The following is a 12,925-nucleotide window of genomic DNA, read 5'->3' as shown; positions in this document are numbered from 1 at the left end:
GGCCGGATGTTTCCCGCCCGGTATGGCTTCCCAGCCTCCATCGTCCGGACGAGGCGCCCAGGCTGCATCTTCCGTGTTGCTGCCTGCCTTCGCGGCAGCACCGTCCGATCAAGTTACTTGCAAGTATGGCCGTTATCAGTGGTTGCTCGGACACAACCGGACTGGTACGGTCTCGACTCGACAATCGACCCCGAAGCGCGTAACTCCGGTTGCGCATGGGGGATTCTGTGATGTTCGGGGTCGAAGGCCGATGGGCGGTTCTCGGATATACCAGGTCCGAGCGGCATCGGTCTGGAGCGTTTCCCAGGAAGTTGTCACTTCTCCGGACAGCCCTGTACTGGAGGTTCGATGGACGACCCCAGAACCACCACGAAGTCGGCGATCGAGCAGGCCGTCGTCCGCGCCGTGGAGGCCATGAGCGCGAATATCGGTGAGCCGCTCACGATTGACGACATGGCGCGCACCGCGATGTACAGCAAGTTCCATTTCTCACGTGAGTTCCAGCGGGTCACCGGCGTCTCCCCGCGCCGCTTCCTGTCCGCGCTCCGATTACAGGAGGCGAAGCGATTATTGGTCGCGACGGGGATGACCGTGACGGAAATCAGCCACCGCGTGGGCTACACCAGCGTGGGCACCTTCAGCTCCCGCTTCACCAGCAGTGTGGGCGTCTCGCCCACCACCTACCGCCAATTCGGCGGGTTCACCACCCAGATCAGGACGGAGAGCCAGCCGGCCGTCCGCGAGGGCCGCAGCACGACGCTGCGCGGCGAGGTACGGGCGCCGGTGGTGGGCGATCTCGGGCTCATCTTCCTGGGCCTGTTCCCGGGTCGGATCCCGCAGGGCCGGCCGGTGCGCTGCACGGTACAGGCCAGGCCGGGCCCCTTCGTGCTCGAGGACGTGCCGCCCGGCAGCTGGTATCTGCTCGGCCACTCGGTCCCGAAGGCGCTGGGCGAGCAGATGATGCCCGATCAGCAGGTGTCGGTCGGCTCGGTCGGCCCGATCGAGGTGCGCCCGGACGTGCCGGTGCTGCCGATCGACTTCCGCTTCCGCGCCAGGCGCACCCTGGATCCGCCGGTGCTGCTCGCCCTGCTCGACGTGCGGTCGGAGGCGGTCTGGCGCGGTGAGGTGAGAGACCTCGCGGTCTGAGCGTCGGCACCGCACCACCGAAACAGCGGTGCGGCCGGAACTCCGGCCGCACCGCTGTTTTCGGAGTGTCGGGACGTCAGCTCACCGGGTGTGCCGTCATCGGCAGCTCGCCGCGCACCCGGAGCGAGAGCATCGGCTCGGCCACCACGCGGTACCCCGGCACCAGGCTCAGCCGCAGCTCGCGGGAGAGCAGTGCGACGGTGAACACCGCCTCCATCAGCCCCAGGCTGTTGCCGACGCAGAACCGGGGTCCGGCGCCGAACGGGATGTACGCGTACCGCGGCCGTCCGCCGGAGTGCTCCGCCTCGAAGCGGTCCGGCCGGAACTGCTCCGGCGCGTCCCAGAACTCCGGGTGCCGGTGCAGGGTGTACGGGCAGATCAGGACGTCCGCGCCGGCCGGTACCCGGTACCCGCCGACCTCGTCGTCCGCCTGGGCCTGGCGCGGCAGGATCCACACCGGCGGGTACAGCCGCATGACCTCCTCGACCACCCGCATGGTGTAGGTCAGCCTGTGCAGGTCCTGGTACTCCGGCAAGCGGTCGCCGAGCACCTCCACCGCCTCGGCGTGCAGCCGCTCGCGCACCTCGGGGTGCCGGTCCACCAGATAGAGGGTCCAGCCGAGGGTCGAGGCCGTAGTCTCGTGCCCGGCCAGCAACAGGGTGGTCAGCTCGTCCCGCATCCGCTGGACGCCGACTCGCGGGTCAGGTTCCGCGCGGGTGGACAGCACCAGCCGGGCGAGCGCGTCCTCCCCCTCGGCCAGGTCACCGCCCCGCGCCACGCGGTCCGCCACCAGGTGGTCGACCGCCCGCTGCAGGGTCTGCCGGGCCCGGCGGAAGCGCAGCTGGTGCGGCAGGGGCACCCACATCGGCACCGTGCTCATGGTGACCATTTCGAACATCGCCTGGTCCTGCACGGCCTCGAACGCCTCGCCGAGCCCGGTCAGGGCCGTGAGGTCGGCGTCCAGCAGGGTGCGCCCGAGCACGCCGAGGGTGAGACCGGTGATCTCCTTGACCACGTCGACCGGTCCGCTGCCCTCGAACGTCCGCAGCCGGGCGACCAGCTTGCCCGCCTCCTCGGCCACGATCCCGGCCTGCGTGGCGATCCGCTTGGCCTGGAAGGCGGGCTGGACCACCTTGCGCTGCTTCTGCCAGAGCGCGTCCTCGCTGGTCAGCAGGCCGTCGCCGAGGGCGCGCCGGGCCTGCTGGAGGCCGATGCCCTTGTGGTAGTTGGCCGCGTGGTCGGCGAGCACCCGCTTGGCGTGTTCCGGGTGGTTGAAGAAGTACAGGGTCTTGGGGCCGATCCGGATCCGGACGGCGTCGCCGTAGCGGCGGGCGGCCGAGGTCATCAGGGCGAGCCGGTCGCCGGCCAGCTGCCGCAGCAGGCCGGGCATCTCCCGGCGGGCGGGGCCGGGCATCGGCCCGGCGGTCTCGTGCGTCCTCATGGCCGGTCGGCACCTCCCGGTGCGGCGAACTGCTCGGCGATCAGCTGCCGCCAGACCTCGTAGGCCGGCTGCCCGGTCGGCGCGGGGCCGACCCGACGGGCGTCATGGGTGACCCGGGCCGCCTCGGCCGGCGTGCTGCCGCAGAGGATCCCGGTGGCGAGCGAGGTGTGCGGCACCAGCAGCCCGGCCCGGATCCGCGCCTCGGCCGCGAAGGCGCTGCCCTGGGCGACCATCGGCCGGTGCACCCCGGCACGTTCCCGGAGCACCAGCAGTTCGTCCTCCTCCGCGCCGCCCGCGTAGCTGGCCGCCAGTCCGGCGCCGCTGTAGAGATCGCTGCGGCGGTGCTCCGGGAACTTCTCGATCATGGTGGCGACCAGGTCGGCCTCGGTGCCGCCGATGAACCACAGGGCCCGGCCGATGCCTTGGTCGATCGCGTTGCCGACGTAACCGGGGTGGTCGTGCGCCGGCCAGGGCAGTCCGGTGTCCTGGTGCTGGCCGTGGACGTAGCGGTCGGTGCGGAAGTACGCCTGGTGGAATCCGTAACCGTCCAGGACCAGCCAGCGCAGCAGCGGGTCGAGCCGGTCGATGTCGGGCCAGCGGAGCCTGGGCAGCCGGGCCATCGCCCAGCCGATCCCGACGTACACCATGTAGACGTGCCGGTCGCCGCGTCCGGTCAGGAACCGCTCGACCGAACCCCGGCCGCCGAACGGCAGGCCGTCCAGCATCGCGAAACCCATTCCGGCGCCCTCGTAGGCGAAACCGCGGAACTGGGTCGGGACGCGTTCCAGCTGCTCCTCGGCCTCGGCCGGGGTGCGGGCCTCCATCGCGTGGCCGTAGCCCTCCAGGAACGTCCGGCCGACGGTTTCCAGGAGTTCCTGCGAAGCTCGGCTCTTCTTGTGGAAACCGCGGGTGTCAAGCAGGGTTTCCCGGGTGTTCGGGGTCAGTATCCGGCGCCTCAGCGTACGCCAGGAATTCGGCACAGCTCGCTCCTTTCACGGGTTTGCCGGTGGGTTTCGGAAATCCGTCAGTCGAGATCGGAGAATTCGCGACGGACCCGGCTCCGCCACAGCTCGTAGGCGGGGTGCGAACCGTCGCCGGAATACGTGGCGCCGTCGTCCGCGATCTTCACTGCCTGCTCGACCGAGCGGCCGGTCAGCACCTCGACTGCGGCCGCCGAGTGCGGCGGCACATGCCCGGAGTACTCCCTGGCCCGGATCGCGAAGACCGCCCCCTGGGCCAGCTCGGCCCGGTGCTCGCCGGCCGCCGCACGCAGCGCGGCCAGCCCCTCGTTCGGGCAGCCGCCGGCGAAGGTCGCGGCCAGCCCGACCCCGCTCCACAGGTCGGGCCGCCGGTGGGCGGCGAACCTTGCGACCGCCGCTGCCACCTGGTCCGGGTGCGCGCCGTGGATGAACCACAGGGCGCGCCCGATCCCCTGGTCCACCGCGCGCGGGAAGTACTCGCGGGCACCCTCCCACGGGTAGGGCGCCGGCACGTACTGCCGGTCCACCCAGCGCCCGGTGTCGAAGTAGGCGCGGTCGAAGGCGTAGCCGTCCACCGCGAGCCAGCTCATGACCGGGTGGTACGGCGTCCCGGACAGGTCCGGCAGCACCTTCTTCCACAGTGGCCGCGGCAGCCGGGCCATCGCGAAGCCGATGCCGATGTACGCCAGGAAGATGTGCGGCTGGCCCGGGCCGAGCAGCAGGTCCCGGGTGCGGGTGCCACCCGCGGTGGCGTCCAGGACGGTGAAGGCCATCACCGCACCCTCGTACGCGAAGCCGCGCTGCTCCGGCTCGACCAGGCTCAGCCGGCGCTCGATCTCCCACTGGTCGCGGACGTCCATGCCCCACTCGAAGCCGCAGACCACCGCCTGCGGCACCGCCTCCAGACGCCGGGTGGCCTCGGTCAGGGTGACCGGGAAGCCGCGCCGGGTGAACGTCACCTCCGCGAGCTGCGGGGCCAGTACCAGTCGTCGGAATGATCCGAGCAGTGTAGGCACGATCGTCTCCTGCCCTTGCCGTGAGCGGTGGCGGACTCTCCATGCTGGGCGTCGCGCCCACTGCCGCGCTTCTCCCGTCTTGCGCTGGTCACGGCGGGCGTGCCGCCGAGCCGCGAAAATTACGGCGTTATGAAATAACCGTGTGATAATCCTGTTATGTAAAAACTGTCTGGCAAATGCCGATGGAAAGCATGCTGGAAGAAGCCCGGCGCGGCCCGCAGGGAGCATGCTCGATCCGAACGCTCCAGGTCATTCGACTGGCGAAGTTCGGAGGCGATGAATACATGGAAAACAGCCGGATAGCAATCGTCGGAATCGGGCTGCGCTACCCGGGGGCGGCCGGCCCGGAGGAACTCTGGGAGGACGTCCTCGGCGGTCGCCGGGCCTTTCGGCAGCTTCCCGACGAGCGGATGAACAAGGCCGACTACTGGTCCCCCGACCCGGCCGCACCGGACCGCTTCTACGCCACCAAGGCGGCGGTCCTGCGTGACTTCGAGTTCGACCGCGTCGCGTACAAGGTGGCGGGCAGCACCTACCGTTCCACCGATCTCACCCACTGGCTCGCGCTGGACACCGTCGCCCGCGCACTGGCCGACGCCGGATTCGCCGAGGGCACCGGGCTGCCCAACCGGACCACCGGCGTGGTCATCGGAAACAGCCTCACCGGCGAGTTCTCCCGCGCCAACCTCATGCGGCTGCGCTGGCCGTACGTCCGCCGCACGGTCGCCGCCGCGCTCCAGGCCAAGGGCTGGGACGAGGAGGAGACCGGGAGCTTCCTGCGCGAACTCGAAGGCCGGTACAAGGCGCCCTTCCCGGAGATCGACGAGGACACCCTGGCCGGCGGCCTCGCCAACACCATCGCGGGACGGATCTGCAACTACTTCGACTTCGGCGGCGGCGGCTACACCGTCGACGGCGCCTGCTCGTCCTCGCTGCTCTCGGTGGCCACGGCCGCGGGCGCGCTCGCGCGCGGCGACCTCGACCTGGCCGTCGCGGGCGGCGTCGACCTCTCCATCGATCCCTTCGAGGTGATCGGCTTCGCCAAGACCGGCGCGCTGGCCACCGGCGAGATGAAGGTCTACGACCGCGACTCCAACGGCTTCTGGCCCGGTGAGGGCGCCGGCATGCTGGTGCTGATGCGCGAGGCGGACGCCCTCGCCCAGGGCCGCCGGAGCTACGCCACGGTCACCGGCTGGGGCGTCTCCTCCGACGGCAAGGGCGGCATCACCCGGCCCGAGGCCGACGGCCACCGGCTCGCGCTGGAGCGCGCCTACCGGCGCGCCGGGTACGGCGTGCAGACGGTCTCCTACTTCGAGGGGCACGGCACCGGCACCGCCCTCGGCGACGCCACCGAGATCGCCGCCCTCTCCGCCGCCCGCCGGGCCGCCGATCCCACCGCCCGCCCGGCCGCGCTCGGCACGGTCAAGGGCAACTTCGGGCACACCAAGGCGGCGGCCGGGGTCGCCGGCCTGATCAAGGCCGCGCTGGCCGTGCACCACCAGGTGATCCCGCCCGCCTCCGGCCACCACGACCCGCACCCCGGCCTGCTCGGCGACGAGGCCGCGCTCTACGTGCCGCGCGAGGCCGGCCTGTGGCCCGCCGACCAGCCGATCCGGGCGGGCGTCTCCGCGATGGGCTTCGGCGGCATCAACACCCACGTCGCCGTCGAACAGGCCCCGGGCGCCGCCCGCCGCGGCGAGCTCGACCCCGGCACCCGCGCGATCGTCGCCGGACGCCAGGACGCCGAGCTGCTGCTGCTGGACGCCTTCGACGCCGCCGGGCTGCGCGAGCGGGCGGACCGCCTGAGCGCCGTGGCCGCCAAGCTCTCCTACGCCGAACTCGCCGACCTGGCAGCGGAGCTGGCCGGGCAGCTGGCCGACCGGCCGCTGCGCGCGGCCGTGGTCGCCGCCTCCCCCGAGGAGGCCGAGCGCGGCCTGCGGTCCCTGTGCGGTCTGCTCGACGACGGCTTCGACGGGAAGCTGGTCTGCGCTGAGGGCGTCTACCTGGGCCGGCCCGAGGCCGCCCCGAGGATCGCCTATCTCTTCCCGGGCCAGGGCTCGGGGCGTGGCACCGTCGGCGCCATGCGGCGGCGCTTCGAGGCGGCGGAGGAGGTCCACCGCAGCGCCCGACTGCCCGCCGGTGGTGACCAGGTGGCCACCGAGGTCGCCCAACCCCGGATCGTCAGCGGCTCGTTGGCCGCGCTGCGGGTACTGGCCGAGCTGGGCATCGAGGCGCACACCGCGGTCGGCCACAGCCTGGGCGAGCTGACCGCCCTGCACTGGGGCGGCGCGCTCGACGCCGGCCAGGTGCTGCGGCTCGCCGCCGTACGCGGCCGGGTGATGGCCGCCGCCGGAAAGGGCGGCGGCGCGATGGCCGGCCTGGCCACCGACCCCGACCGGGCCCGGCGGCTCGCCGCGGGGGCCGACGTGGTGATCGCGGGCTACAACGGCCCCCGGCAGACCGTGATCTCCGGCGCCGCCGACGCGGTCGAGCGGGTCTGCCGCGCCGCCGCCACCGCCGGCGTCACCGCCACCCGGATCAACGTCTCGCACGCCTTCCACTCACCCCTGGTCGAGCCCGCCGCCGCCGCGATGACCGACCGGCTGGCCGAGTTCGACTTCGCGCGGCCGGTGCGCACCGTGTTCTCCACGGTCACCGGGGACCGTGTCGACCCGTCGGCCGACCTGCGGACCCTGCTGCGGGACCAGGTGCTGCTTCCGGTGCGGTTCCACGAGGCCGCCGCGAAGGCCGCCGCCGAGGCGGACCTGGTGATCGAGGTCGGTCCTGGCCGGGTGCTCACCGGGCTGCTCGCGGAGATCGCCCCGGGGCGGCCGGTGCTGCCGACCGACACCGACAGCGCGTCCCTGGCCGCACTGCTCCGGGTGCTCGGCGCCGCGTACGCCGCGGGCGCACCGGTGCGGACGGCCGTGCTGTTCGCCGACCGGCTGGTCCGCCCGCTGGACCTGGACCGGGAGCCGGTCTTCCTGGCCAGCCCGTGCGAGGCCGCGCCGACCAGCGACCTCGGGCGCCCGGCCCCGGAGGAGACCGCCCCCGCGCAGGCCGAACAGGCCACCGACGCCGGCGAGTCGGCGTTCGACCTGCTGCGCCGCCTGGTGGCCGAGCGGGTGGAGCTTCCGCTGGAGGCCGTCACCGCGCACACCCACCCGCTGGACGACCTGCACCTCAGTTCCATCACGGTCGGACAGATCGTCAACTCGGCCACCAAGGCGCTGGGTCTGCCGGTGCTCGCGGCGACGCCGAACTACGCCACCGTTCGGCTCGGTGAACTGGCCGAGATCATCGGCCAGTTGGCCGAGGAGGCGGAGCAGGGTGCGAACCCGGCCGGCGAGCTGCCGGGAGTGGCGCCCTGGGTGCGGCCGTTCGCGCTCGAGTACGTCGCGACCGCGCCACTGGAGGCACCGCGCGCCGCTACCGCGGCCCCGGCCCACTGGGCGGTGCATGCCACCCCCGGGCACCCGCTGGCCGAGCCGCTGCGGGCCGCGCTCGCGGCGGCCCGCATCGGTGGTGGTGTCCTGCTCTGCCTGCCCGCCGACAGTGGCGCCGACCAGGTCGAGCTCCTGCTGGCCGCCGCCCGGGACGTCCTCGCCGCACCGCAGGGGACCAGGCTGGTCGTGGTGCAGGGCGGGCTCGGTGCCGCCGGCCTCGCCCGTTCCCTGCACCTGGAGTCCCCGGACACACCCGTCACCGTGGTCGACCTGGCGGACCCCGAGCCGGCCGAGGCCGTCGAGCGGGCCGTGGCCCGGGTGGTCGCCGAGGCGGCTGCCACCGCCGGGTACGCCGAGGTCCGCTACGGGGCCGACGGCACCCGGACCGTCCCGGTGCTCACCGCTCGTCCGCTGCGCCCGGCGGAGCCGACCGCCACCCCGCTCGACGCCGCGGACGTGCTGCTGGTGACCGGTGGCGGCAAGGGCATCACCGCCGAGTGCGCCCTGGCCATGGCCCGGGACTCCGGCGCCGCCCTCGCCCTGATCGGCCGCGCCGACCCCGGCGCGGACCGGGAACTCGCGGCCAACCTGGAGCGGTTCACGGCGGCCGGGATCCGCTACCGGTACGAACGCGCGGACGTCGGCTCCGCCGAGCAGCTGTCCGCCGCCATCGGGCGGATGGCGGCCGCGCTCGGGCCGGTCACCGCCGTGCTGCACGGCGCCGGACGCAACGAGCCGACCGCGCTGACCAGTCTGACGCCGGAGCGGTTCCGGGAGACTCTGGCCCCGAAGATCACCGGCCTGCGGAACGTGTTGACCGCCGTGGACCAGGACCGGATCAAGCTGCTGATCACCTTCGGCAGCATCATCGGGCGGGCGGGCCTGCGCGGTGAGGCGCACTACGCCACCGCCAACGACTGGATGACCGAACTGACCGTGCGCTTCCAGCACGACCACCCGCATTGCCGGGCGCTGGCCCTGGAGTGGTCGGTCTGGTCCGGCGCCGGGATGGGCGAACGGCTGGGCGTGGTGGAGGCGTTGACCCGCACCGGGATCACCCCGATCTCCACCGAGAACGGTGTCGAGATCCTGCGCCGGGTGCTCGCCGACCCCTCGGCCGGGCCCGTGCTGATGGTCAGCGGCCGGACGGGCGGACTGCCCACGCTCAACCTGTCCGCTGCCGAGCTGCCGCTGGGCCGCTTCGTGGAACGCGTCGCGGTGCACTACCCGGGCGTCGAGCTGGTCACCGAGGCCGAACTCTCCGAAGGCGGCGACCCGTACCTGAGCGATCACCTGCTGGAGGGCGACCTGCTCTTCCCGGCCGTGCTCGGCATGGAGGCCATGGCCCAGGTCGCGGCCGCGGTCGGCGGGCACGACGGCCCGCCGCTGCTGGAGGACGTCGAGTTCCGCCGGCCGGTCGTGGTGCGGCCCGGAAGCTCGACCACCATCCGGCTGGCGGCCCTGGTCCGGGGCCCGGAGACGGTCGAGGTGGTGCTGCGCAGCGAGGAGACCGGCTACGCCGCCGACCACTTCCGCGCCGTCCTGCGCTTCCCGCGCCCGGAGCCGACCAGCGAACGGGCTTTCGCCGAACCGCAGTTGCCCGCGGTCCCGGTCGACCCGGGGGCCGAGCTCTACGGCGGCGTGCTGTTCCAGGGCAAGCGGTTCCAGCGGCTGATGGCCTACCGGAGGGCCGCGGCCCGGCACGCGCTGGCGGAGATCTCCACCAGTACGCCCGCAGCCTGGTTCGCGGCCTTCCTGCCCCAGCAGCAGCGCCTGGCCGACCCCGGCACCCGGGACGCGATGATGCACGCCCTGCAGTGCTGTGTCCCGGACGCCACCCTGCTGCCGCAGAGCATCGAGCGGCTGTGGCTCGCCGACCCGGCCGACCAGGACGCCGAGTACGTGCTGCTCGACGCCCGCGAGCGCTCGCAGGACGGCGACAGCTACGTCTACGACCTCGATGTGCGCACCCCCGACGGCCGACTGGTCGAGCGCTGGGAGGGGCTGGCCCTGCGCGCCGTGCGCAGGCGGAACGGAGCCGGCCCGTGGGTGCCCTCGCTGCTCGGCTCCTACCTGGAGCGCTCGCTGGAGCAGGTGCTCGGCGGAGGCCGCGCGGTCGTGGTGGAGCCCGACCCCGAGACCGGGGCCGACCGGCGTGCCCAGACTGAGCTGGCGGTCGGCCGGGCGCTCGGACGGCCCGTCGAGCTGCACCACCGGCCGGACGGGAAGCCGGAGTTGGCCGGATCGGTGGTCTCCGCGTCGCACGCCGCCGGGCTGACCTTCGCGGTGGTCGGGCAGGGCCGGCTCGGCTGCGATGTGGAGAGCGTGGTGGAGCGTTCCGCCGAGGACTGGGCCGGGCTGCTGCCGGCCGGCCTGCTCGCCGTCCGGGACCTGCTGGTCGCCGAGACCGGTGAGTCGGCCTCGGCGGCCGCAACCAGGCTGTGGGGAGCGCTGGAGTGCCTGCGCAAGACCGGCGCGACCAGCCAGGCGGTCACCCTGGAACGGGTCCACCCGGACGGCTGGGTGGAACTCGGCGCGGGGGACGCCAGGATCGCCACCTGGGTCACCACGGTCAACGACCGGCCCGAGCCGGTGATGTTCGCCGTCCTGATCGGTACCGGGTTGAACGGAGGTGTGCGCTGATGGCCGACTACTACGAGATCCGGCACGTGGTGGGCTTCGAGGAGACCAACCTCGTCGGCAACGTCTACTACGTGAACTACCTGCGGTGGCAGGGACGTTGCCGGGAGATGTTCCTCAAGGAGAAGGCGCCGGGCGTGCTGGCCGACCTCCAGGACGACCTCAAGCTCTTCACACTCAAGGTGGACTGCGAGTTCTTCGCCGAGATCACCGCCTTCGACGAGGTGTCGGTGCGCATGCGGCTGGACGAACTGACCCAGACGCAGATCCAGTTCAGCTTCGAGTACGTGCGGATGACCGACGCGGGCGAACACCTGGTCGCCCGCGGCCGTCAGCGGATCGCCTGCATGCGGGGCCCGAACACCGCGACCGTGCCGGCCCGGGTGCCGGAGGAACTGCGGCAGGCCCTGGTGCCGTACGCGACCGGGCCGGCACCGGCGGGGAGGACGCGGTGAGCGACAACGGTATCGGCGGCGCCGTGGTGACCGAACGGTCCGGCGGCTGGCCGCCGCCGTGGGAGCCGCGGCCGGTCCGCGAGCGGGACAGCGCCGGGCGCAGCGCGCTGCGGGACGCGATGGCCCGGTTCGGGACCGGGATCACGGTGCTGACCACGGGCGGCGAGAACCCGCACGGGATGACCGCCAACGCCTTCAGCTCGGTGTCCCTCGAACCGCCGATGGTGCTGTGCTGCGTGGCCCGGACGGCGGAGATGCACGAGGCGATCGTCTCCTCGCGGTGCTTCGCGGTCAATGTGCTGGGCGGCCGCCAGGAGCGGCTCGCCCGCCACTTCGCCGACCGGCGGCGGCCGCGCGGCCCGGCCCAGTTCGAGGGCATCGACCGGTGGCCGGGCAAGCACACCGGCGCGCCGCTGTTCGCCGACTCGCTCGCCCGGCTGGAGTGCCGACTGGTCGAGGTGCACGACGGCGGCGACCACTCGATCTTCCTCGGCGAGGTGCTGGAGGCGGACTGGAGTTCGGAGACCGAGGCGCTGCTGTTCCTGGGGGGCGGCTTCCACCGGCTCGGCTGGGGTGGCCGATGACGGCCCGGCACGGCGGCGGGCGGCGGGCCCGGCCGGCCGCGGCGAGCGCCAAGCCGGGCGTCGGCCCGGCCGTCAGGATGCCGGAGGCCGGGGCCGACCGGGTGCTCGCCGCCTGGCCGGTGCTGGGGGAACGACTGGTGGAGCTGGAGGAGTTGACGCGATGCTGGTCGCAGTGACGGGCGGCACCGGGTTCGTCGGAGCGCACTCGGTCGCCGCCCTGCTGCGGCGTGGCCACCAGGTGCGGCTGCTGGTCCGGGACCGGGCCGCGGTGGCCCGGGGGCTGGCGCCGCTGGGGGTGGATCCGGCGGCGGTCGAGACGGTGGCCGGCGAGGTCACCGACCGGCGCCGGGTGGCCGAGGTGGTGTGCGGTGCACAGGCCGTCCTGCACGCCGCCTCGGTCTACTCCTTCGACAGCCGGCAGCGGGAGACCATCCGGCGCACCAACGAGCACGGCACCGAGCTGGTGCTCGCGGCGGCCCGGCGGGCGGGCGCCGAGCGGATCGTCCACGTGTCCAGCGTGGGCGCGCTGTTCCCCACGGGCGGTGCCCCGGTGCGCGAGGACACCCCGGTCGGGTGGCCCGCCGAGCCGTACCTGGCGAGCAAGGCGGCGGCGGAGCGGATCGCCCGGCAGCACCAGCAGGACGGTGCTCCCGTGCTGATCAGCTACCCGCCGGCGCTGCTCGGCCCGCACGATCCCCGACTCGGTGACCAGACCGCCCGGCTGCGCGACGTGCTGCGCGGGCTGATGCCGATCTGGCCGCTCGGCGGATTTCCGGTCGGTGACGTCCGGGACACCGCCGAACTGCACGCCGGGCTGATGACCGCGCCGCGCACCGGCCTGGACCGGCACTTCGGGCCGGGCACGTTCCTGCCCACCCGGCAGTACGTACGGACGCTGCGGGAGCTCACCGGACGGCGGCTGCCGGCCGTCTTCCTGCCGGCCCGGGCCGTGCTGCCGGTCGGCCGCCTGGCCGGACTGCTCCAGCCGCACTGGCCCTGGCACATCCCGGCGGAGTACGGCGCGGTGTACACCTGCGCGTACGCGACCGAGGTGCACGCCGCCGCCGGCACCGCCGCGCTGCCCGCCCGGAGCGTCGCCGACACGATGGCCGACACGGTGCGCTGGCTGCACCGGAACGGTCGACTGAGCGACCGGCAGGCGGGTCTGCTCGCGGCCGAGAAGGAACCGGAGCCGACCGGCTGAGACCGACCGGCCC

General features: G+C 73.4%; 9 protein-coding genes. 6 read left to right on the top strand and 3 right to left on the bottom strand.

The window, feature by feature from the left end:
- Positions 1–414: 414 nt before the first annotated feature.
- A complete protein-coding gene (locus UK12_RS10735) occupies positions 415–1,146 on the top strand; it encodes a helix-turn-helix transcriptional regulator (RefSeq protein ID WP_045302289.1) in 732 nt (243 codons plus the stop codon).
- A gap of 76 nt (positions 1,147–1,222) precedes the next feature.
- On the opposite strand, the gene UK12_RS10730 is transcribed toward UK12_RS10735, so the two are convergent.
- From UK12_RS10730 to UK12_RS10720, 3 genes are read right to left on the bottom strand one after another with little or no spacing between them, the layout of a single operon-like run.
- Positions 1,223–2,587 carry a cytochrome P450 gene (locus tag UK12_RS10730; RefSeq protein WP_082119494.1) on the bottom strand — a complete coding sequence of 455 codons (1,365 nt, stop codon included), beginning with the start codon at positions 2,585–2,587 and terminating at the stop codon, positions 1,223–1,225.
- Positions 2,584–3,567: a DUF1702 family protein gene (locus UK12_RS10725; RefSeq protein ID WP_045302231.1), complete on the bottom strand. Its 984-nt coding sequence runs from the start codon at positions 3,565–3,567 to the stop codon at positions 2,584–2,586. Before UK12_RS10725 ends, UK12_RS10730 begins: the two co-directional genes overlap by 4 nt.
- A 44-nt stretch (positions 3,568–3,611) precedes the next feature.
- Complete coding sequence (locus UK12_RS10720; RefSeq protein ID WP_045302229.1) at positions 3,612–4,583, bottom strand: DUF1702 family protein; 972 nt, start codon at positions 4,581–4,583, stop codon at positions 3,612–3,614.
- A gap of 284 nt (positions 4,584–4,867) precedes the next feature.
- On the opposite strand from UK12_RS10720, the gene UK12_RS10715 reads away from it, so the two are divergent.
- The 5 genes from UK12_RS10715 to UK12_RS10695 all read left to right on the top strand — a co-directional run bounded on the left by UK12_RS10715 (position 4,868) and on the right by UK12_RS10695 (position 12,912).
- Positions 4,868–10,672 carry a type I polyketide synthase gene (locus tag UK12_RS10715; protein ID WP_045302227.1) on the top strand — a complete coding sequence of 1,935 codons (5,805 nt, stop codon included), beginning with the start codon at positions 4,868–4,870 and terminating at the stop codon, positions 10,670–10,672.
- Positions 10,672–11,124, top strand: a complete 453-nt coding sequence (locus UK12_RS10710) for an acyl-CoA thioesterase (protein ID WP_045302224.1) — start codon at positions 10,672–10,674, stop codon at positions 11,122–11,124. The genes UK12_RS10715 and UK12_RS10710 overlap by 1 nt, the downstream gene beginning before the upstream one ends.
- A gap of 119 nt (positions 11,125–11,243) precedes the next feature.
- Positions 11,244–11,708, top strand: coding sequence for a flavin reductase family protein (locus tag UK12_RS10705; protein ID WP_045302285.1), 465 nt, complete (start codon positions 11,244–11,246; stop codon positions 11,706–11,708).
- On the top strand, positions 11,705–11,884 hold the full coding sequence (locus tag UK12_RS10700) for a hypothetical protein (RefSeq protein ID WP_045302222.1): 180 nt from the start codon (positions 11,705–11,707) through the stop codon (positions 11,882–11,884). The genes UK12_RS10705 and UK12_RS10700 overlap by 4 nt, the downstream gene beginning before the upstream one ends.
- Positions 11,869–12,912 carry an NAD-dependent epimerase/dehydratase family protein gene (locus UK12_RS10695; protein ID WP_045302220.1) on the top strand — a complete coding sequence of 348 codons (1,044 nt, stop codon included), beginning with the start codon at positions 11,869–11,871 and terminating at the stop codon, positions 12,910–12,912. Before UK12_RS10700 ends, UK12_RS10695 begins: the two co-directional genes overlap by 16 nt.
- The last annotated feature ends 13 nt before the right edge of the window (positions 12,913–12,925 follow it).

Source organism: Saccharothrix sp. ST-888, from assembly GCF_000955975.1.
In the GTDB taxonomy this organism is placed as follows: domain Bacteria; phylum Actinomycetota; class Actinomycetes; order Streptomycetales; family Streptomycetaceae; genus Kitasatospora.
The sequence above is the reverse complement of the archived record's forward strand: the minus strand, read 5'-3'. Positions and strand labels throughout refer to the sequence as shown.